General features: G+C 73.6%; 15 protein-coding genes. 13 read left to right on the forward strand and 2 right to left on the reverse strand.

Annotated features, from left to right (window positions below; genetic code table 11):
• The first annotated feature begins 74 nt into the window (after positions 1 to 74).
• The 5 genes from OO60_RS35570 to OO60_RS35590 are packed head-to-tail and all read left to right on the forward strand — an operon-like array spanning position 75 to position 11,744.
• Positions 75 to 1,808 (forward strand): fatty acyl-AMP ligase, encoded by a 1,734-nt coding sequence (locus OO60_RS35570; protein ID WP_033263009.1) that lies wholly within the window; start codon positions 75 to 77, stop codon positions 1,806 to 1,808.
• Positions 1,805 to 7,951, forward strand: coding sequence for a type I polyketide synthase (locus OO60_RS35575; RefSeq protein WP_033263010.1), 6,147 nt, complete (start codon positions 1,805 to 1,807; stop codon positions 7,949 to 7,951). The genes OO60_RS35570 and OO60_RS35575 overlap by 4 nt, the downstream gene beginning before the upstream one ends.
• Positions 7,951 to 9,528, forward strand: coding sequence for an acyl-CoA carboxylase subunit beta (locus tag OO60_RS35580; RefSeq protein ID WP_004562630.1), 1,578 nt, complete (start codon positions 7,951 to 7,953; stop codon positions 9,526 to 9,528). The genes OO60_RS35575 and OO60_RS35580 overlap by 1 nt, the downstream gene beginning before the upstream one ends.
• Positions 9,529 to 9,537: 9 nt before the next feature.
• Positions 9,538 to 10,506, forward strand: a complete 969-nt coding sequence (locus OO60_RS35585; protein WP_004562629.1) for an alpha/beta hydrolase — start codon at positions 9,538 to 9,540, stop codon at positions 10,504 to 10,506.
• A gap of 53 nt (positions 10,507 to 10,559) precedes the next feature.
• Complete coding sequence (locus tag OO60_RS35590; protein ID WP_209441422.1) at positions 10,560 to 11,744, forward strand: lipase family protein; 1,185 nt, start codon at positions 10,560 to 10,562, stop codon at positions 11,742 to 11,744.
• Between the two features lie 49 nt (positions 11,745 to 11,793).
• Here the strand turns inward: OO60_RS35590 and OO60_RS35595 are convergent, their stop codons facing one another.
• Entirely contained in the window at positions 11,794 to 12,450 is a 657-nt protein-coding gene (locus OO60_RS35595; protein WP_004562628.1) for a cutinase family protein, read from the reverse strand.
• 178 nt (positions 12,451 to 12,628) lie between these two features.
• Positions 12,629 to 13,306, reverse strand: coding sequence for a TetR/AcrR family transcriptional regulator (locus OO60_RS35600; RefSeq protein ID WP_033263011.1), 678 nt, complete (start codon positions 13,304 to 13,306; stop codon positions 12,629 to 12,631).
• Between the two features lie 141 nt (positions 13,307 to 13,447).
• On the opposite strand from OO60_RS35600, the gene OO60_RS35605 reads away from it, so the two are divergent.
• The 8 genes from OO60_RS35605 to fgd all read left to right on the forward strand — a co-directional run bounded on the left by OO60_RS35605 (position 13,448) and on the right by fgd (position 20,728).
• On the forward strand, positions 13,448 to 14,641 hold the full coding sequence (locus OO60_RS35605) for a PucR family transcriptional regulator (protein ID WP_244885629.1): 1,194 nt from the start codon (positions 13,448 to 13,450) through the stop codon (positions 14,639 to 14,641).
• 71 nt (positions 14,642 to 14,712) lie between these two features.
• Complete coding sequence (locus OO60_RS35610; RefSeq protein WP_033263033.1) at positions 14,713 to 15,480, forward strand: SDR family oxidoreductase; 768 nt, start codon at positions 14,713 to 14,715, stop codon at positions 15,478 to 15,480.
• The gene (locus tag OO60_RS35615; protein WP_004558631.1) at positions 15,477 to 16,346 is read left to right on the forward strand and encodes an SDR family oxidoreductase; all 870 of its coding nucleotides are present in this window, start codon (positions 15,477 to 15,479) and stop codon (positions 16,344 to 16,346) included. The genes OO60_RS35610 and OO60_RS35615 overlap by 4 nt, the downstream gene beginning before the upstream one ends.
• A complete protein-coding gene (locus tag OO60_RS35620) occupies positions 16,346 to 17,086 on the forward strand; it encodes an enoyl-CoA hydratase family protein (protein WP_004558632.1) in 741 nt (246 codons plus the stop codon). The genes OO60_RS35615 and OO60_RS35620 overlap by 1 nt, the downstream gene beginning before the upstream one ends.
• On the forward strand, positions 17,076 to 17,939 hold the full coding sequence (locus OO60_RS35625; RefSeq protein ID WP_004558633.1) for a CoA transferase subunit A: 864 nt from the start codon (positions 17,076 to 17,078) through the stop codon (positions 17,937 to 17,939). Before OO60_RS35620 ends, OO60_RS35625 begins: the two co-directional genes overlap by 11 nt.
• Positions 17,936 to 18,667 carry a CoA-transferase subunit beta gene (locus OO60_RS35630; protein WP_004558634.1) on the forward strand — a complete coding sequence of 244 codons (732 nt, stop codon included), beginning with the start codon at positions 17,936 to 17,938 and terminating at the stop codon, positions 18,665 to 18,667. The genes OO60_RS35625 and OO60_RS35630 overlap by 4 nt, the downstream gene beginning before the upstream one ends.
• Complete coding sequence (locus OO60_RS35635; protein WP_004558635.1) at positions 18,664 to 19,719, forward strand: NAD(P)H-dependent flavin oxidoreductase; 1,056 nt, start codon at positions 18,664 to 18,666, stop codon at positions 19,717 to 19,719. Before OO60_RS35630 ends, OO60_RS35635 begins: the two co-directional genes overlap by 4 nt.
• A gap of 7 nt (positions 19,720 to 19,726) precedes the next feature.
• Entirely contained in the window at positions 19,727 to 20,728 is a 1,002-nt protein-coding gene (gene fgd / locus OO60_RS35640) for a glucose-6-phosphate dehydrogenase (coenzyme-F420) (protein WP_004558636.1), read from the forward strand.
• The last annotated feature ends 7 nt before the right edge of the window (positions 20,729 to 20,735 follow it).

Consider the following 20,735-nt stretch of genomic DNA (forward strand, 5'->3'; position numbering starts at 1 on the left):
TCCCGGCTCGATCCGTTGACAACCGCACGGGCGCGGCTATTCACTGCGCCGGTAAACGCTCTCTGCGAGGACGCATGGAAACCTTTTCCCCGCCGGTTCCGGTCACCGGCGACGGGTCGTTCGCGACCCTGCTGGGCCACTGGGCGCACCGGCTCGGCGACCGGATCGCCGTGACCCACCTGGACCACCGCGGCGGCGGGGACGGCCGGGCGCACACGCTGACCTGGCGCGAGCTCGACGACCGGGTCGAGGCGGTCGCGGTGCGGCTGTCCGAAGTGGCCGGTCCGGGCGCGCGGGCGGCCGTGCTGGCCGGGCAGTCCGCCGACTACGTCGTCGCGTTCCTCGGTGCGCTGCGGGCCGGGCTGATCGCCGTGCCGCTGTTCGCGCCCGGCCTGCCCGGGCACGCGGGGCGGCTGGCCGCGGCGCTCGCCGACTGCGGCCCGCGCGTCGTGCTGACCACGGCCGGGGAGCGCGACGCGGTCACCCGGTTCCTCGCCGGTTCGCCGGTCGATCCGGTCGTGCTCGCCGTCGACTCCGTGCCGCCGGCCGCCGGGGCCCGCGACTGGCCGGAGCCCGATCCGGACGCCCCGGCGTACCTGCAGTACACGTCGGGGTCCACGCGCTCGCCGGCCGGGGTCGTGCTGACCCACCGCAACGTGCTCGCCAACGCACGCCAGGCGTGCGCGGCCTACGGTGCCGAGAGCGGGACGACGTCGACGGTCAGCTGGCTGCCGCTGTTCCACGACATGGGGCTGATCCTCGGCATCGGCGCGCCGATGGCCGGCGGGCTGGAGTCGGTCCTGATGGACCCCCTGGCGTTCCTCGAACGGCCGGCGCGCTGGCTGCGCGCCCTCTCCGCGAGCCCTGGCGCGATCAGCGCGGCACCCAATTTCGCCTACGCCTACTGCGCTTCCCGCGTCACCGAAGCCGAGAAGGTCTACCTGGAGCTCAGCCGGGTCGTCTCGCTGATCAACGGCAGCGAACCGGTGCTGCCGGCCACGATCGCGAAGTTCCACGACGCCTTCGGCGAATGCGGGCTGCGGCCGGAGGTGCACCGGTCGTCCTACGGCCTGGCCGAAGCGACCGTGCTGGTCTCCGTCACCGGCGCCGGGAAAGCACCGCGGCAGGTGACGTTCGACCGGGCCCGGCTGGCGGCCGGGTACGCCGTGCGGTCCGGACCCGGTGCGTCCGCGACGACGCTCGTCTCGTGCGGCAAGCCGGCCGGGCAGCGCGTGCGGATCGCCGACCCGGTGACCGGCGAGCCCGCCGGACCGGGCGAGGTCGGCGAAATCCGGGTCAGCGGCCCGAATGTCGGCCGCGGCTACTGGGGACGCGCCGAAGCGTCGGTGGCCACTTTCGGCCTGCCACCGCTCGATCCGGACACCGGGGAGGGCTGGCTGGCGACCGGCGACCTCGGCGTGCTCTTCGACGGCGAGCTGTTCGTCACCGGCCGGCTGAAGGACCTGGTCGTCGTCGACGGCCGCAACCACTACCCGCAGGACATCGAGCAGACCGTGGAAGCGCACCCGGCCGTGCGGCCGCACTCGGCGGCGGCCTTCGCCGTCGACGCCGGGGACGGCGAAGCCGCGGTCGTCGTCCTGGAACGCGCGAAGGACACCGACGCCGAGGTCGCCGAAGCGACGGCGGCGCTGCGGGCGGCAGTGTCGGCGGGGCACGGCCTGCGCCTGCACGACGTCGTCTTCCTGCCCCCGGGCGAGGTACCGCGGACCTCCAGCGGCAAGATCAGCAGGGCGCGCTGCCGGAAGTCCTACCTGGACGGTGCGCTCACCGCGCGGCGGCTCGGATGAGCGCGCCCGACGCGGCGGCGATCCGCGCCTGGCTGACCGCCCGGATCGGCGACGTCGACCCCGGACGGCCGCTGCACGAAACCGGACTGTCCTCACGGGACGCGACGACCCTGGCCGCCGACCTCGGCCGGTTCGTCGGCCGCACCCTGGCCCCGACGCTGGTGTGGCAGTACCCGACGATCACCGCGCTCGCGGACCACCTGTCCGATGTGGACCCTGCGGCGGAGTACGTGCCGCTGCCGGAGGACGGGGAACCGATCGCCGTCGTCGGCCTCGGCTGCCGCCTGCCGGGCGGGATCGACTCCCCGGAGGCGTTCTGGCGCTTCCTCGACGCGGGCGGTGACGGCATCGGCGACGTCCCCGAAGGCCGGTGGGAGACGTTCGCGCCGGCCGAAGACCTCGCCGGCGTGCCCGCGCGCGGCGGGTTCCTCGACGACGTCGCCGGGTTCGACGCGGCGTTCTTCGGCATCACCCCGGGCGAGGCCGTGGCGATGGACCCGCAGCAGCGGATCCTCCTGGAAGTCGCGTGGGCGGCGCTGGAGCACGCCGGGATCCCGCCGTCCGCCCTGCGCGGCAGCCGGACCGGGGTGTTCGTCGGGCTGTCGGCCACGGAGTACGGCTCGCTGACGATGACCGACGTCACCGGCGTCGACGTCTGGTCCGGGACGGGCGCGGCGGCGAGCATCGCCGCGAACCGGCTCTCGTACCTGCTCGACCTGCGCGGGCCCAGCCTCACCCTCGACACGGCGTGTTCGTCGTCGCTGGTCGCGGTGCACCAGGCGGTGCAGAGCCTGCGGCGCGGCGAGAGCGAGCTCGCGCTCGTGGCCGGGGTGAACGTGCTGCTGTCGCCCGGGATCACGGCCGGGTTCCAGCGCGCGGGCGTGCTCGCCGCCGACGGCCGGTGCAAGCCGTTCGACGCCGGCGCCGACGGCATCGCCCGCGGCGAAGGCTGCGGCGTGGTCGTGCTGAAGCCGCTGCGGGCGGCGCGCGGCGACCGGGTGCTGGCGGTGATCCGCGGCAGCGCGGTGAACTCCGACGGCCGCTCCAACGGCCTGACCGCCCCGAACCCGGACGCCCAGGTCGCTTTGCTGCGGGACGCCTACTCCGCGGCGGGCGTCGATCCGTCCTCTGTGGACTACGTCGAGGCGCACGGCACCGGCACGCCGCTGGGCGACCCGCTGGAGGCGGGGGCACTGGCCACGGTGCTCGGGGCCGGGCGCGAACCCGGCCGCCCGGTGCTGCTCGGGTCGGTGAAGAGCAACCTGGGCCACCTCGAAGGGGCGGCCGGGATCACCGGGCTGCTCAAGGTGGTGCTGGCGATGACCCACCGGCGGCTGCCGCCGAGCCTGCACTTCCGCGCGCCGAACCCGCACATCGACTTCACGGGTCTGCGGGTGGTCGCCGCGGGCACGGACTGGCCGCGGTATTCCGGGACGGCCCGGGCCGGGGTGTCGGCGTTCGGCTTCGGCGGCACCAACGCGCACGTCGTGCTGGAGGAGTGGCCGTCGTTCCCGCCGCGGGCCGGGGACGGCGGGCCGCAGGTGTTCGCGCTCTCGGCCCGGTCGGCGGAGGTGCTGCGGGCCCGGGCGGGCGAGCTGGCGGACTGGCTGGCGGAGGGCGACCTGCCTCTCGACGCGGTGGCGGCGACCCTGGCGCACCGGCGCGAGCACCTGCCGGTGCGCGGCGCGGTGGTCGCCGAACGCCGTGACGACGTGGTCGATGCCCTGCGGGACTTGGCGGACGGGCGGGGAATCACCGGGGACGACCCGGCCGGAGCGCCCGTCTTCGTGTTCTCCGGCTACGGCTCGCAGTGGTCCGGCATGGGCCGCGAACTGCTCGGCTCCGAGCCCGCCTTCCGCGCCGAAATCGACGCGCTCGACCCCATCTTCCGCGCTGAAGCCGGGTTCTCGTTGCGGGACGCGCTTCAGCGGGAACTCCCGGATCTCGCCGCGACCCAGCTCACCCTCTTCGGCATGCAACTCGCCCTCGCCGCCCTGTGGCGGGCGCACGGCGTCACCCCCGCCGCCGTGCTCGGGCACTCCCTGGGCGAGGTGGCTGCCGCCGTCGTGGCCGGGGCCCTCGATGTCGCCTCCGGGCTGAAGGTGATGGCCGCCCGGGCGCGGCTGCTCGCCGAAGTCGATGCCCGGGGCGGTGGGGCGATGGCCGTCGTCGAGCTGTCCGCCGCCGAACTGGCGGACTTCCCCGGCGTCACCATCGCCGTGTACGCCTCGCCGATCCAGTGCACCATCAGCGGGGCCGCCGACCGCGTCGACGCCGTCGTCGCGCACGCCGAACGCCTCGGGCGGCTCGCCCGGCGGCTGCCGGTCGGCGGGGCCGGGCACTCCGCCGCCGTCGAGCCCGTGCTCGGCCGCTTCCGGGCCGCGCTCACCGGGCTCACCGCCCGGCCGCCGGAAATCCTTTGCTACAGCAGCGTTCTGGAGGATCCGCGCGAGACGCCCGCCTTCGACGTCGAATACTGGGCGGCCAACCTGCGGCGTCCGGTGCGGTTCAGCCAGGCCGTCGCCGCCGCGGCCGGCGACGGGCACGCCGTCTTCCTCGAAATCTCACCGCACCCCGTCGCGCTCGCCGCGATCGAACAGGCCGGCGTGCTCGGCCTGCCCTCGGCGAGTCGCCGGACCGGCGAGCGGACCGCGTTCCTCACCAGCCTCGCCCGGCTGCACGTCCTCGGCCGGCCCGGCGTGCTCGCCGCCCGCCCGCAGACGCCGCCGATCGAGCTGCCCGGCCCGGTGTGGCGGCACGAACGCTTCTGGCCGCGCCGGACCGTCCGCGGCGGCGGCGCGCATCCGCTGCTCGGCGTGCACATCGAGGACCCGGGCGGCGGTCACCTGTGGCGCGGGGACGCCGGCACGGCCGGGTTGCCGTGGCTGGCCGACCACACCGTGGCCGGGAAGCCGGTGTTCCCGGCCACCGGCTTCCTCGAGCTGGCCCTCGCCGCCGGGCCGGGCCGGCACGTCCACGACCTCGAGCTGACGGAACTCCTGCCGCTCGGCGAGCACACCGAGGTCACGACGAGCCTGCGCGGGTCCGAGCTGGCCGTGCACACCAGGACCGCCGGAGGGCAGTGGGTCCGGCACGCCACCGCCCGGATCGGCACCGGCGGCACGCCGTCCGCGCCGTTCGGGGAGACCGGGGGCGAGCCGGTCGACGTCTACCGGGCGCTGGCCGACCTGGGCCAGTCCTACGGCCCGGCCTTCCGCCGCCTGCGCCGGGTCACCGCCGCGCCCGGCCGTGCGTCGGCGTCGATCGCGCAGCCGGACGCCGGCCACCCCGCCTACGTGCTGCACCCCGCGCTCGCCGACGCCTGCCTGCACGCCTTGGCCGCGGCCGTCGGCGAGGCGGACGCGCTCTACCTGCCGCTCAGTGTGGGCGAAGTCGTGGTCGCCGGTGATCCGCGCGGCGGCGTGCGGGTGGACGCCGTGCTCCGGGAGTCCGGCGAGGGCGTGCTGGGCAGCGTCCAGCTGGTCGGCGCCGACGGCGTCGTCCTGGTCGAGTTCCGCGACGTCTACTGCCGCCGGTACCGCGACGCGGCGTTGACGCGGTTGCTGTACGAGGCGGCCTGGCAGCCGGTGCCGCTGCCGGCCGCGACGCCGCGGGCGCACCGCTGGATCGTGCTGTCCGGCGACGAGCGGGCGTTCGCGGGCGACGACGTCCGGACCGCCCGGCTCGGCGACCGGGCCGAGCTGGCGAAGCTGCTGCGCGACGGCGAACCGACGGCGGTCCTCGCCCTGCTCGGCAGCGCGACCGGGCCGGATCCGGAGCGCGGCGCGCGGCTGGTCGAGACGGTGACCGGGATCGTCGCCGAACTGGCCGAACTGCCGGTGGCGCCCCGGTTGTGGCTGGCCGGTGACGGCGATCCCGGCCTGGCCGCACTCCGCGGGCTCGTGCGCGTGCTGGCGTTCGAGCACCCCGAACTGCGGGTGACCCTGGTCGAGGGCGGTGCGGACCGGCTGCCGGACGAGCTGCGCGCGGACGGGCCGGACGACGAGGTCGCCTGGCACGACGGCGTGCGGCACGCGCGGCGCCTGGTCCGCCCGGACGCGAGCGACCCGGTGCGGGCGCCGGTCCGCGACGGCGCCTACGTCATCACCGGCGGGCTCGGCGGCCTCGGCCGGGCCGCGGCGAGGTGGCTGGCCGGGCGAGGGGCGACGCGGCTGGTGCTCAACAGCAGGCACGCCGCCGATCCCGGCCTCGGCGACCTCGGCGCCGACATCCGGGTGGTGCCCGGCGACATCGCCGCGCCGGGCACGGCCGAAACCCTGGTCGCGGTGGCCGTCGAAGGGGGCGTGCCGCTGCGCGGGGTGCTGCACGCCGCCGGCGTCCTGGCCGACGGCGCCGCGATCAGCCTCGACGCCGAGGCACTCGACGCCGTCTGGCGGCCGAAGGCGCTGGGCGCCTGGCGGCTGCACGAAGCGACCGCCGGGCACGACCTCGACTGGTGGCTGGTGTATTCGTCGGCGGCCGCGCTGTTCGGGTCGCCGGGCCAGTCCGTCTACGCCACCGCGAACGCGTGGGCCGACGCACTGGTCGCGTGGCGCCGGGCCCAGGGCCTGCCCGCGGCGACGATCGGCTGGGGCGCCTGGGGCGAAACCGGCGCCGCGGCCGGCTCGGCCAACCCGGTGCTCGACCCGCTCGGCACCGGGGAAGCGTTGTCCGCCCTGGAGTTCGTGCTGGCGCGCGACCGCGCGGCGACCGGCGTCGCCCGCGTGGACTCCGCAACCGTGCTGGACCTGTTCCCGCGGCTGGGGGAGCGGCCGTTCTTCGGGCTCTTCTCGCCGGGGACCGCACAGTCCACTTGGGACGGCATGGACACGTTGCGCGGGAGCTCACCCGACGTCGCTCACGCCGCCATCGCCGACCACCTGGCCACGCTCGTCGGGGATCTCCTGGGGCTGGGCGAGGTGGACCGGACCGTGCCGCTCACCCGGCTCGGGCTCGACTCCCTGTCGGCGATGCGGGCCCGGGGCGCGGTGGAACGCGACTTCGGGCTGCCGCTGCCGATCCCGCTGCTCCTGCGCGGGGCCAGCCTGGTGGAGCTCGCCGGGCACCTCGCCGAGCAGGCGGGCTTCGGGCCCGCCGCACCGGCCGTCAGGGTCGTCACCGGGCCACGGGACCCCGCCGAACGCTGGGTCGCCCGGCACTGGCGGGCCGTGCTGGGCGGCCCGGAACCGGGCGTGCACGACGGCTTCTTCGCCGTCGGCGGCGACGCCGAGCGCGCCCGGCAGCTGGAAGCCGTGCTCGCGGACCACCTCACCGCCGTCCCCGGCGACCTCTTCGCGACACCCACGATCGCCGCGATGGCCGACCTGCTGCGCGCTGAACTCGAAGGCCACGGCGGCGGCCCGGTGCGGCTGCTGCGCGACGGCGTCGGCGAGCCGGTGTTCCTGTTCCACCCGGCGGGCGGGACGGCGAGCGTGTACCGCGAGCTCGCCCGGCTGCTGCCGGAAGGACCGCCGGTGTACGGGTTCGAGCGCCTCGACGACGAGGACACCGTCGAGGGCAAGGCGGCCCGGTACGCCGGGCTGATCCGGGACATCCGGCCGCACGGGCCGTACCGGCTGGGCGGCTGGTCGTTCGGCGGCTGCCTGGCCTACGAGACCGCACGCCTGCTGGGCGGGGCCGAGGTGGTGGTCCTCATCGACACCATCCTGCCGCTGCCCGCGCCGGGGAAACCGGCGGAAGAGCTGCTGCTGGACCGGTTCGACCGGTTCGCCGAGCACATTTCCCGGACCTACGGCGTGCCGTTCGCCATCCCGCGCGAGGAGCTCGCGGACCTCGGCGAGGACGCCCAGATCGAGTGGGTGTTCGCCAAGCTGACCGAACTGGTGCCGGACCTGGGCGCCGGTGTCCTGCGGCACCAGTACGAGTCCTATGTGGACGCCCGGGTGGCCGAACGCTACCGGCCGGCGCCCTACGACGGGCGCGTGGTGCTGCTGCGCGCGCAGGAACCGCACCCGCTCACCACGGCTTTGGACCCGCGGTACCTGCGCACCGACGACACCCTCGGCTGGGACGAACACTGCCGCGCACTCGAAGTCGTGCGCGTTCCCGGCGACCACGTGTCGATGATCGACCCGCCGCACGTGGCGGTGCTGGCCGAGCGGCTCGGGGCGGTGGTGCGCTGATGGACGAGCTGACCCCGACCACGGCGTTCCGGATCGCCGACCTCGCCGCGCGGCAGGACGAAGCCGTGCGGATCGCCGAAAAGCGGGCCGTCGACCGGCAGCACGCCAAGGGCAAGCTGACCGCGCGCGAGCGGATCGGCCTGCTGCTGGACGCCGGGTCCTTCGTGGAGCTCGACCAGTTCGCCCGGCACCGGTGCGCCGAGTTCGGGATGGACGCCAACCGGCCGTGGGGCGACGGCGTCGTCACCGGGCACGGCACCGTCGACGGACGGCAGGTCTGCGTCTTCTCCCAGGACTTCAGCGTCTTCGGTGGCAGCCTGGGCGAGGCGTCGGGCGAGAAGGTTCTCAAGCTGATGGACCTGGCGATGACGATCGGCTGCCCGGTCGTCGGTATCAACGACTCCGGCGGCGCGCGGATCCAGGAAGGCGTCGTCTCGCTGGCGTACTACGCCGAACTCGGCCGCCGCAACGCCCACGCCTCCGGCGTCATCCCGCAGATCTCGATGATCATGGGCCCGTGCGCGGGCGGGGCGGTCTACGCGCCGGCGATCACCGACTTCACCGTGATGGTCGACACGACGTCGCACATGTTCGTCACCGGCCCGGACGTCGTGCACGCCGTCACCGGCGAGCACGTCACCGCGCAGGAACTGGGCGGCGCGGCCGTGCAGAGCGAAATCGCCGGCAATGCCCACCACCGGGCCGTCGACGAGGAGGACGCCGTCGAGTGGGTGCAGACGCTGCTCGGCTACCTGCCCGCCAACAACCTCGACGCCGGGCCGGAATACGCCGACGACACCAGTCCCGTGCTCACCCCCGCCGACCTCGCGCTCGACCGGCTGGTGCCGGACTCGCCGAACCAGACCTACGACATGACCGAGCTGATCGCCGCGCTGGTCGACGACGGCGAGTACACCGAGGTGCACAGTGCCTTCGCCGCCAACATGATCTGCGCGTTCGGCCGGATCCAGGGCCGCTCGGTCGGCGTCGTGGCGAACCAGCCGCGACACCAGGCCGGCGTGCTCGACATCGACGCGTCGGAGAAGGCCGCGCGGTTCGTGCGCTTCTGCGACGCCTTCGGCATCCCGCTGCTCACCCTCGCCGACGTCCCCGGCTACCTCCCGGGCCGCGACCAGGAACGCGGCGGGATCATCCGCCGCGGCGCCAAGCTGATCTACGCCTATTCCGAGGCGACCGTGCCGAAGGTGACCGTCGTCGTGCGCAAGGCCTACGGCGGCGGCTACGCGGTGATGGGCTCCAAACACCTCGGCGCCGACGTCTCGATGGCGTGGCCCACCGCGGAAATCGCGGTGATGGGTGCCGAAGGTGCGGTGCGGGTGCTCTACCGGCGCGAACTGGCCGCCCTGCCACCGGACGAGCGGGAGGCGGCCCACCGCCGGCTCACCGAGGAGTACCGCAAGCGCCACGGCGGCCCGTACCTGGCCGCCGAACGCGGGTACGTCGACCAGGTGATCCCGCCGTCGCAGACCCGCCTGCAGGTGGCGCGGGCGCTGCGGACCCTGCGCACCAAGCGGCAGACCCTGCCGGCCAGGAAACACGGAAACATCCCCCTCTGAGGAGCTCCCATGAAGCGGATCGCCCTGCTGGTGCTGTCCGTCGTCCTGCTGGCCGCCGGGGTGACGCCCGCCCAGGCGAGCCCGGCCGTGGCCGACGACGGCGCGAAGGTCGTCCAGGAGACCTGGCTGGACGCCCGGACCGTCGACCTGCAGATCAGTTCCCCGGCGCTCGGCACGACCGGGATGGTCCGGGTGATCGTGCCGTCCGGCTGGGCCGCGCAGCCCGCGCGGACCTGGCCCGTGCTGTACCTGCTGCACGGCTGCTGCGAGCCGGTCGACTACCGCTCGTGGGACCAGTTCACCGACGTCAAGGCGTTCACCGCGGCCAAGGACGCGCTGGTCGTGATGCCGACCGACGGTCCGGCGGGGATGTACACGAAGTGGTGGAACTTCGGGCTGAAGAGCACCCCCGACTGGGACACCTTCCACACCGCCGAAGTGCGCCAGATCATCGAACGCGGGTACCGCGGCGGGACGCGCCGGGCGATCGCCGGGCTGTCGATCGGCGGGTACGGCGCCATGGCGTACGCGTTCAAGCACCCCGGGATGTTCGGCGCGGCCGCGTCCTACAGCGGTGTCCCCAACACGCTCTACCCGGGCATCCCGGTGTGGATCATCGGCATCCTGGCCAGGGCCGGCATCTTCAACTACCTGAACCTCTGGGGTGATTCGTTCGGGATGCAGCCGATCTGGCAGGCGAGCAACCCCTACGACCACGTCGACGCGCTGCGCGGCACCGCGCTCTACCTCTCCTGCGGCAACGGGCAGACCGGGCCGCTCGACCCGCCGGGGCAGGCCGACGTCCTGGAGCCCTCGGCGCTGCTGTCGTCCCGCAGTTTCACCGACCGGCTGCAGGCGGCCGGCATCCCGGCGACCGTCGACTACTACGGGCCCGGCACGCACAGCTGGCCGTACTGGCAGCGGGCCCTGCACCAGTCCTGGCCGGTCCTGGCCGGCGCGCTCGGCCTCCCGGCCTGAGCGGATCCCTTTCCCCGATGGAGGTTGTGGTGAAGCATGCCCGTTGTCGCGCCGTGCTTTCGGCGCTCCTGACCTGCTGCCTGGTGGCGCTGGGCGTCGCGGCCGCGAACCCGCCCGCCGGCGCGGCACCCCTGCTGCCCGGGCCGTTCGACGACTCCTTCTACACCCCGCCGTCCCCGCTGCCGGCCGGGAAACCGGGTGACGTCATCCGCTGGCGGCCCGCGGTGCCGCTGCTCAACGCGCTCAACGCCGACGCCTGGCAGGTCATGTACCTGTCGACGAACGCCCTCGGCAACCGGGACGCGGTGACCGGGACCATCCTCGTGCCGAAGGGCGCCGACCCGGCCAAGGCGCCGATCATCGGCTACGCCGTCGGCACGCAGGGCCCGGCGTTCAAGTGCACGGCGTCGAAGGCGATGGAACGCGGCACGCTCTACGACCAGCCCGCCATCAACGACTCGCTGGCCAGCGGCTACGCGGTCGCGGTGACCGACTACGAGGGCTACTCGCCCTCGACCGTGCCCACCTACATCACCGGGCAGTCCATGGGGCCGGCCGTGATCGACTCGGTGCGGGCGGCGCAGGACCTCCCGGCCGCGCGGCTGGCCAAGAGCGCCAAGGTGATCTTCCAGGGGTACTCGCAGGGCGGCGGCGGATCCATGTGGGCGGGGGAAAAGCAGCCCACGTACGCCCCGGAGCTGAACGTCGTCGGCGTGGTCGCGGGCGGTGTCCCGGCCGACCTGACCGAGGTCGCCAAGGGGCTCGACGGGTACATCGGGTTCGGGTTCCTGGCCTTCGCGGCGGTCGGGCTCGACGCCGCCTACCCGGACCTGAGGCTGGATTCGTTCCTCAACGACACCGGCCGCCAGCAGCTGGCCGACGCCAAGAAGAACGCGTGCACCGCGGAACTGCTGCTGAACTACTCGTTCAAGAAGATCGGCGACTTCACGACGTCGAACCCCTTGGGCACGCCCGTCTGGCAGGCCCGGCTGGCGCAGAACAAGCTGGGCGCCCACCCGCCGCGGGTGCCGGTGTTCCAGTACCACGCGAGCACCGACGAGATCGTCAACACCCCGCAGGCGGAGACGCTGCACCGGGCGTACTGCGCGGCCGGCGTGCGTGAGCAGTGGACGACTTACCTCGCCGAGCACGCCAGCGGAATCCTGGCCGGGAACGCCGACGCGCACCAATGGATCGTGAAGCGGTTCAACGGGGAAACCGCGCCGTCGAATTGCTGAGGAAACCGTGCAGGCCACCTCGGGAATTCCGGGGTGGCCTGCACGGGAGTCAGGCTTTGCCCGCGACGAAGGCCGCGGCGTCGCCGGCCTGGTTGCCGTAGCTGAGGTGGGCCAGGATGTTCAAGCCGCCCGCCTGGCAGATCGGGTCGCCGTCGGCGCAGTAGTCCTTGGTACGGCTCTGGTACGTGCCGGTGACCGAACGGCCGATCGCGCGGATCGGGTTGCCGAACAACACGATCGCCGCGATCCGGGGCGCCAGGTCCGCCGGGATGGTGGCGACGATCGGGCCGCCGACGATCGCGCCGTCGCTGCTGATGCCGATCGAGTTGTCGACGACGTTGGCGCCCTGCGAGTAGCCGGCCAGGACGAACCGCTGGGCGGGGCAGGCGGCGGCCTGCGACCGCACGTGGTCGACCAGGTCGGTGTTGCCGCGCTGCACCGACGCGGGCTCGCCGAGGTCGGCCGGGTAGTCGACGCGGTAGCCGCTCACCGACCGCGGGCGCAGCCGGTTCTGCACGGCCTGGAAGACCGGGTCGCCGACGATGATGCCGAGCGTGCCGGGTTCGCCCGTGCCGCGGGCCACTGCCACGTCGACGTCGGTGCACGCCGCGGCCGACGCCGTCGGCGCGGCCGCCACGGTGAGCCCGGCGACGGCGAAGCCGGCGGCGGCCGCGGCGGAAAGCAGGCGTTTCTGGGGAGCGCTCATCACTGATCACACCTCGTTGTGGGAAAAGGGGGTCGGCAAGCGCTTTCCGGTCAGCCGGAAAAAGGGGTCGACGCTTGCGGTGAATGCAGCGTCGCAGCGCTTGCCGAACCCGGCAAGAGGTGTTTCCGATCCGGCCCGGGAATTGTCCGGCCGGTGACAAACAGTCCCGGGTGGACGCTCAGGTGACGCACTGCCCGGCGGGCTGCGGCCGGTCGACGTGGTCCAGCAGCGCGGGGTCCAGGCCGCGCAGCGCGGCCATCACGAACCCGGTGGCCAGCTCGCCCGCGGCGATCGGGTCGAGCCCGGGGGAGTGGGAGACGTGCATCGCGGCTCGCCCGACGAGGCCCACCATCATCGCGGCGAGCAGGTCCGCGCTCGGGCCCACCGGCCGCCCGTGGGCGACCAGGTGGTCCCGGATCTGGCCGAGCACGAGCGCGGCAACGGTGTCGGCCAGCGCGCGGCGCTCGTTCGACATCTCGTCGACGGCCGAGTCGAACATCAGCCGGAAGCTCTCCGGGTGCGCGCCGGCGTAGCTGAACATGGCCATCACCGCCCGCCGGACGCGCTCTTCCAGCGGGCGCGGGTCCGCGGTTTCGTAGGCCTGGACGACCCAGCTGCGCACCGCGGCCACCTCCCGGCTGACGGTGGCGCGGAACAGCGCCGCTTTGTCGCCGAAATGCGCGTAGAGGGTCGGCTTGGTGGAGTCGGCGCGGTCCGCGATCAGCCCCATCGTGGCCTGCGCGTAGCCCCGTTCGGCGAACACCGCGCGGGCGGCGTCGAGCAGTTCGTCGTCGGTGGGCCGGGCGGCCGGGCTGCGGCGGGGGCTGGATCGATCAGGAGGGCTGGGCCGGCTCATGGAGGTGTACTGTACGGTCTCCCTGCTTTACTGTCAGGTAAAGCACGCTCCGTGATATCCGGGGCTTCGCCCCGGGCCGGGGGCTCCGCCACCCGGACCCCCGAAAGAGTTGCGATCGCCGTCCCCGGTGGAGGAACCCTGGTGTCCCGCGACAGTGCCCGGCAAAGCGTCCCGGCTCCCCCGGACGCCGGCGAGGAAGTTCTCCGGAGGAAAGAGCTGGCCGCGCTGATGCGCCCGGCGTTGCCGGGGCTGGCCGACGGGATCGTCCGCGAGGTCCTGCGGGCGGTCCCGGTCTACGCCCGGCCCGGCGACGGCGCCTACGGCCGGGTGACCCGCCACGGCGTCGAGTGCGCCGTCGAGCTCTTCGTGGACCTCGTCGAAGATCCGCAGGCTTCGCGCGAGCGGCTGTTCGAGACGTGCCGCCGCCTCGGCGCGGGCGAAGCGCGCGCAGGCCGGAGCCTCGACGACCTGCAGGCGGCCTACCGCGTGGGCACCCGGGTCGGCTGGCGCTGGATCATGCGGCTGGGCCGGCGGCACCGGCTGTCGTCGGCGATCATGGCGCAGCTGGCCGAAATGTTGTTCGGCTACGCGGACGAACTCGCCCGGATGTCGAGCCGCGGCCACCGCGAAGCCCGCGCGGAGATCGAGGGCACCCGCGCCGGCCTGCGACGGCGGCTGCTGCGGCTGCTGACCGGCCCGGGCACCGTCCCGGACGCCGTCCTGGCCGAGCTCGCGTCGGCCGCGGGCTGGCCGGTGCCCCGCGAAGCGGCGGCGGTCGCCGCCGAACGGACGGTCGGCACCGCGTGGGGGCCCGACGTCCTCGCCGACCTCGACCCGCCGCAGCCGTACCTGCTGCTGCCCGCCCCGGTGGCGGCGCGGACCCTGACCCGGCTCGGCACACGCGTCGCGGTCGGGCCCCCGGTGGGCCTCGGTGCGGCGGCGCACTCCCTGCGCTGGGCGCGCACCGCCCTGCGCCTGGTCGCGGACGGCGCGCTCCCCGACGCGCCGGTCACGTGGTGCGCGGACCACCTGACGGACCTGTGGCTGCTGTCCGACGCGCCGCTGGCCGAGCAGGTCGCCCTCCGGCAGCTGGCCCCGCTGGACCAGTTCCCGGACCGGACGCGCCGGCGGCTCGGCGAGACCCTGCTGTCGTGGCTGCAGAACGGCGGGAACTCCGAGAAGATCGCGGTGGCCCTCTCGGTGCACCCCCAGACGGTCCGCTACCGCGTGCGCCAGCTGAGACAGGCCTTCGGCGACCGCCTCGACGACCCGGAAGCGCGGTTCGCCATGCAGGCCGCGCTGCGGGCGTCCGGGTTCCGCTCGTCCGGAGCCTGACCTTCCGGCGGCCCGCCTGCTTGTCCCAAGCGAGAACATGTTCTAGTTTTGGGGCGGAAGGTGGTGTGCCGGTGAAGACCGATCTCGGGTTGGCCGGCGCCGTGGTGCTGGTCACCGGCGGCGTCCGGGGCGTGGGCAAGGGGATCACCGCGGTGTTCCTGGCCCAGGGCGCGCACGTCGTCACCTGCGCGCGGCGGGAAGCCGCGACCGAGGCGGAGTTCGTCCGGTGCGACGTGCGCGACGAAGAACAGGTTTCGGCTCTCGTCGGCGGGATCGTCGCCCGGCACGGCCGCCTGGACGTGGTGGTGAACAACGCCGGCGGGGCGCCGTACGTCTCGGCGGCGGACGCGTCGCCGCGGCTGCACGAGAAGGTCGTGCAGCTGAACCTCCTGGCACCGCTGCTGGTCGCGCAGCACGCGAACGCCGTGATGCAGCGGCAGGCGGCCGGCGGGTCGATCGTGATGATCTCCAGCGTGAGCGGGACCCGTCCGTCGCCGGGCACCGCCGCCTACGGCGCGGCGAAGGCCGGGCTGGACAGCCTCGCGGCCAGCCTCGCGGTCGAGTGGGCGCCGAAGGTCCGGGTCAACGCCCTGGACGTCGGGATGGTGCGGACCGAGCAGTCGCACCTGCACTACGGCAGCGAAGCCGCGGTCGAGGCGGTGGGCAAGACCGTGCCGCTCGGGCGGCTCGCCGAGCCCGAGGAAGTCGGGGCCTGTGCTGCGTTCCTGGCTTCCCCGCTGGCTTCCTATGTGTCGGGGGCGACGTTGCGGGTGCACGGCGGGGGAGAGGTGCCGGCCTTCCTGGCCGCGGCGGACGTCAACCATCGGGAGGATTCGTGAGCGGGTTGTGCCGGGGCCGGGTGGTCGTGGTGACCGGGGCCGGACGCGGGATCGGGCGGGCGCACGCGCTGGCGTTCGCGGCCGAGGGCGCGTCGGTGGTCGTGAACGACGTGGACGCCGGCGCGGCCGCCGAAGTCGTCGACGCCATCGGTGACGCGGCGGTGGCCAACTCCTCCGACGTCGCGGACTGGGCCGGGGCGAAGGAGCTGATCGGGACGGCGCTGGCGCGGTTCGGCCGGGTGGACGTGCTGGTCAACAACGCGGGGTTCCTGCGCGACCGGATGCTGGTCAACCTCGGGGAAGACGAGTGGGACGCGGTGGTCCGGGTGCACCTCAAGGGGCATTTCGCGCCGCTGCGCCACGCCGCGGAGCACTGGCGGGCCGAGGCGAAGGCCGGGCGCACGCCGCAGGCCCGGGTGATCAACACCAGTTCCGGTGCCGGGCTGCTGGGCAGCGTGGGTCAGGGCAACTACTCGGCCGCGAAGGCCGGGATCGCCGGGCTGACCACCGTCGCGGCCGCCGAGCTCGCGCGCTACGGGATCACCGTGAACGCGATCGCCCCGGCCGCGCGGACGCGGATGACCGAAGGGGTGTTCGCCTCGATGGCGCGGCCGGACGAAGGCTTCGACGCGATGGCGCCGGAGAACGTCTCGCCGCTGGTGGTCTGGCTGGGCAGCGAGGAGTCCGGCCACGTCACCGGCCGCGTCTTCGAGGTCGAAGGCGGGAAGGTCGCCCTGGCGCAGGGGTGGCGGCACGGCCCCGAGGTGGACAAGGGCGATCGCTGGGACCCGGCCGAGCTCGGCCCGGTCGTGAAGGAGCTGCTCGAGCGCGCGCCCGAGCCCGAACCCGTCTACGGAGCGAGCTGATGGGCATCCTGACCAAGCGCGACGGCCACATCGAGGTCGTCACCGTCGACTTCCCGCCGGTCAACGCGCTGCCCGTGCGGGGCTGGTTCGACCTGGCCGACGCGCTCACCCAGGCGGGCCGCGACCCGGACGTGCACGTGGTCGTCCTCCGCGCGGAAGGCCGCGGCTTCAACGCCGGCGTGGACATCAAGGAGATCCAGCGCACCGACGGCTACGACGCGCTGGTCGGCGCGAACCGGGGCTGTTACGCGGCTTTCGGCGCGGTCTACGACTGCGAGGTCCCCGTCGTCGCGGCGGTGCAGGGATTCTGCCTCGGGGGCGGCATCGGCCTGGTCGGCAACGCGGACGTGATCGTCGCGTCCGAAGACGCGACCTTCGGCGTCCCGGAGGTGGAACGCGGCGCGCTGGGCGCGGCGACCCACCTGGCGAGGCTGGTGCCGCAGCACCTGATGCGCACCCTGTACTTCACCGCCCGCAAGATCACCGCCGCCGAGCTGCACGCGCACGGCTCGGTCTACCGGGTCGTGCCCCGCGCGGACCTCGACGAGGCCGCCCTGGACATCGCGCGGGACATCGCGAAGAAGGACCCGCGGGTCATCCGGGCGGCCAAGGAGGCCCTCAACGGCATCGACACCCAGCAGGTGCACCGCAGCTACCGCTTCGAGCAGGGGTTCACCTTCGAGCTGAACCTGCTCGGCGCGTCCGACGAGGCCCGCGAGGAGTTCTTGAATGGCCGATAAGCGCACCGCCCTCGACGACGTGGCGGCCGAGCTGAAGGACGGCATGACCGTCGGCATCGGCGGCTGGGGGTCCCGCCGCAAGCCCATGGCCCTGGTTCGCGCGATCCTCCGCACGCCCGTCAAGGACCTCACGATCGTCTCCTACGGCGGCCCGGACGTCGGCCTGCTCTGCGCGGCCGGCAAGGTGAAGCGGGTCGTGTTCGGGTTCGTCACCCTGGATTCGATCCCGTACGACCCGTGGTTCGGCCGCGCCCGCGAGACCGGGGCGGTCGAGGTGACCGAGTACGACGAAGGCATGTTCGGCACGGCGCTGTCGGCGGCGATGCAGCGGCTGCCGTTCCTGCCGGCCCGGGCCGGGCTCGGCTCGGAGGTGCTGCGCGCCAACCCCGGCCTCCGCACGGTCCGCTCGCCCTACGACGACGGCGAGGAGCTGGTCGCGGTCCCCGCCCAGCACCTGGATGTGGCGCTGGTGCACCTCAACCGCGCCGACGCCCGCGGCAACGCCCAGTACCTCGGCCCGGACCCGTACTTCGACGAGCTGTTCGCCCTCGCCGCGGACAAGTGCTTCGTGTCGGCGGAAAGGGTCGTGGACACCGCCGAGCTGACGGCGGGCGGGCCGGTGCAGTCGCTGCTGCTGACCCGCGGGGCGGTCGACGGTGTCGTCGAGGCGCCGCGCGGCGCCCACTTCACCACCGCGGTGCCGGACTACGGGCGGGACGAGCGGTTCCAGCGGCACTACGCGGCCTGCGCGAAGGATCCCGAGGCGTGGCCGGGGTTCGCGGACCGGTTCCTGTCCGGGGACGAGCGCGGCTATCTGTCCGAAGTGGACAAGTTCGAGGCGGAGGCGGTATGAGCGCGACCCGGGCGGAGGTCGCCGTCGTGGCGGTGGCCGAGCTGTTCCGCGGTGACGGCGAGATCCTGGTCAGCCCGATGGGCCTGATCCCGCAGCTGGGCGCGAAACTCGCGCGGCTGACGTTCGAACCGGACCTGCTGATGTCCGACGGCGAAGCGCAGCTCGTGACGCCGGACGGGGTCGTCGAAGGCTGGCAGCCCTTCCGCAAGATGCTCGACACGATCGTCCCGCACGGACGGCGGCACGTCGTCATGGGCGCCAACCAGATCGACCGGTACGGCAACCAGAACATCTCCGCCATCGGCGACCACGCCCGGCCGAAGAAGCAGCTCCTCGGCGTGCGCGGCGCCCCGGGCAACACGGTCAACCACCGCACCAGTTACTGGGTGCCCCGGCATTCCACCCGGGTGTTCGTGGAGACGGTGGACGTCGTTTCGGGCGTGGGGTACGACAACGCGGCCAAAGCCGGGCCGTCGGCGCAGAAGTACCACGACGTGTACCGGGTCGTGAGCAACCTCGGGGTGTTCGACTTCACCGGCCCGGACCACGCGATGCGGGCGGTGTCGCTGCACCCGGGCGTCACCCGCGACGAGGTCGCCGCGGCGACGGCGTTCGAACTCGACTTCACCGGCACCGCGACCACCCGTGACCCGGACGCGGGAGAACTGCGGCTCCTCCGCGAGGTCGTCGACCCGAAAAGCCTGCGGGACAAGGAAGTTCCGGCGTGAAGACCGCACTCACCCGGCTGGCCGGCGTCGAGCACCCGGTCGTGCAGACCGGGATGGGCTGGGTCGCCGGGCCGCGGCTGGTCTCGGCGACCGCGGAAGCCGGCGCCCTCGGCATCCTCGCCTCGGCCACGATGACGTTCGGCGAGCTCGAATCCGCCGTCGCCGAGGTCAGGAAACGGACGGACAAGCCGTTCGGCGTCAACCTGCGCGCCGACGCCGTGGACGCCGGGGACCGGGTGGACCTGCTCATCCGCGAAGGCGTCAAGGTGGCGTCGTTCGCCCTCGCGCCGCGGAAGGAGATGATCGCGAAACTGCGGGACCACGGCGTCGTCGTGATCCCGTCGGTCGGCGCCGCCCGGCACGCCGAGAAGGTCGCCGCCTGGGGCGCGGACGCCGTCATCGTCCAGGGCGGCGAGGGCGGCGGGCACACCGGGGGCGTCGCCACCACGCTGCTGCTGCCTTCGGTGCTGGACGCCGTCGACATCCCGGTCGTCGCCGCCGGCGGGTTCTTCGACGGCCGCGGGCTCGCCGCCGCCCTCGCCTACGGCGCCGCGGGCGTGGCGATGGGCACCCGGTTCCTGCTCAGCAAGGAGAGCACGGTCCCCGACGAGGTCAAGCGACTCTACCTGGAGCAGGGGCTCACCGGGACGGTCGTCACCCGGCGCGTCGACGGCCTGCCGCACCGCGTGCTGCGCACCGAACTCGTCGACCGGCTCGAACGCACCGGCCGCGTCCGCGGCCTCGCCCAGGCCGCCCGCAACGCCCTGCGCTTCCGGAATATCACCGGCCTGTCCCCGGTTGCGATGGTGCGAGAAGGCTTTGCGATGAAGCACGGCAACGATCTGACGTGGAGCCAGCTGGTCATGGCGGCCAACACCCCGATGCTGCTGCGGGCGGGGCTGGTCGACGGCCGGACGGACGCGGGAATGCTAGCGTCGGGACAGGTGGTGGGCATGATCCACGACCTGCCCACGGTGGCGCAGATCGTCGAGGGCGCGGTGGCCGAGGCGGGTGAGATCCTGCGGCGGCTCGGCCGGCAAACGGGAGGATGAGAGAGCGGTGCTGAAGGTCGGTTACAAGGCGTCGGCGGAGCAGTTCGGGCCGCGGGACCTGGTCGAGTACGCCGTGCGCGCCGAAGAGGTGGGTCTCGACTCGGTGTGGGTGTCCGACCACTTCCTGCCGTGGCGGCACGAAGGCGGCCACGCGCCGTGGGCACTGGCCTGGATGCCGGCGGTGGCCGAGCGCACGAAGCGGGTGCAGATCGGCACCAGCGTGCTGACCCCGACGTTCCGGTACAACCCGGCGGTGATCGCCCAGGCGTTCGCGACGATGTCCCTGCTGTCGGGCGGCCGCGTCATCCTCGGTGTCGGCACCGGTGAGGCGCTGAACGAAATCGCCGTGTCCGGCCGCGAGTGGCCGGAGTTCAAGGAGCGCTTCGCCCGGCTGCGCGAGTCGATCAAGCTGATCCGCGAGCTGTGGACCAGCGACAACGTCAACTTCAAGGGCGACTACTACGAGCTGGTGGACGCCAAGATCTACGACCGGCCGGAGCAGCCGGTGCCGGTGTACGTCGCCGCCGGCGGCCCGGTGGTGGCCAAGTACGCCGGCCGCGCGGGCGACGGGTTCATCTGCACCTCGGGCAAGGGCATGGACCTCTACACCGAGAAGCTGATGCCCGCGGTGAAGGAAGGCGCGGAGGCGGCCGAGAAGACCGTCGAGGACGTCGACCGGACGATCGAGATCAAGCTGTCCTACGACCGCGACCACGAGCAGGCGCTGGAGAACACGCGGTTCTGGGCGCCGCTTTCGCTGTCGGCGGAGCAGAAGCACAGCGTCTCCTCGGCCGAGGAGATGGAACGGCTGGCCGACGAGCTGCCGATCGACCAGGTCGCCAAGCGGTGGATCGTGGCGTCGGACCCCGACGAGGCCGTGGCGCAGATCAAGCCGTACCTCGACGCGGGCCTCAACCACCTCGTCTTCCACGGCCCGGGCCACGACCAGGAGCGGTTCCTGATCCAGTTCTCCGAGGACGTCCTGCCGAAGCTGCGCGCCCTCGGCTGACCCTCGG

This window comes from Amycolatopsis vancoresmycina (assembly GCF_000716785.1).
In the GTDB taxonomy this organism is placed as follows: domain Bacteria; phylum Actinomycetota; class Actinomycetes; order Mycobacteriales; family Pseudonocardiaceae; genus Amycolatopsis; species Amycolatopsis vancoresmycina.

Bases quoted from the DNA above. Each gene is read 5' to 3' on its own strand.
- OO60_RS35585 (WP_004562629.1), top strand. From the start codon at position 9,538: ATGAAGCGGATCGCCCTGCTGGTGCTGTCCGTCGTCCTGCTGGCCGCC.
- OO60_RS35620 (WP_004558632.1), top strand. From the start codon at position 16,346: ATGGGCATCCTGACCAAGCGCGACGGCCACATCGAGGTCGTCACCGTC.
- OO60_RS35575 (WP_033263010.1), top strand. From the start codon at position 1,805: ATGAGCGCGCCCGACGCGGCGGCGATCCGCGCCTGGCTGACCGCCCGG.
- OO60_RS35630 (WP_004558634.1), top strand. From the start codon at position 17,936: ATGAGCGCGACCCGGGCGGAGGTCGCCGTCGTGGCGGTGGCCGAGCTG.
- OO60_RS35570 (WP_033263009.1), top strand. From the start codon at position 75: ATGGAAACCTTTTCCCCGCCGGTTCCGGTCACCGGCGACGGGTCGTTC.
- OO60_RS35600 (WP_033263011.1), bottom strand. From the start codon at position 13,306: ATGAGCCGGCCCAGCCCTCCTGATCGATCCAGCCCCCGCCGCAGCCCG.
- OO60_RS35625 (WP_004558633.1), top strand. From the start codon at position 17,076: ATGGCCGATAAGCGCACCGCCCTCGACGACGTGGCGGCCGAGCTGAAG.
- OO60_RS35595 (WP_004562628.1), bottom strand. From the start codon at position 12,450: ATGAGCGCTCCCCAGAAACGCCTGCTTTCCGCCGCGGCCGCCGCCGGC.
- OO60_RS35580 (WP_004562630.1), top strand. From the start codon at position 7,951: ATGGACGAGCTGACCCCGACCACGGCGTTCCGGATCGCCGACCTCGCC.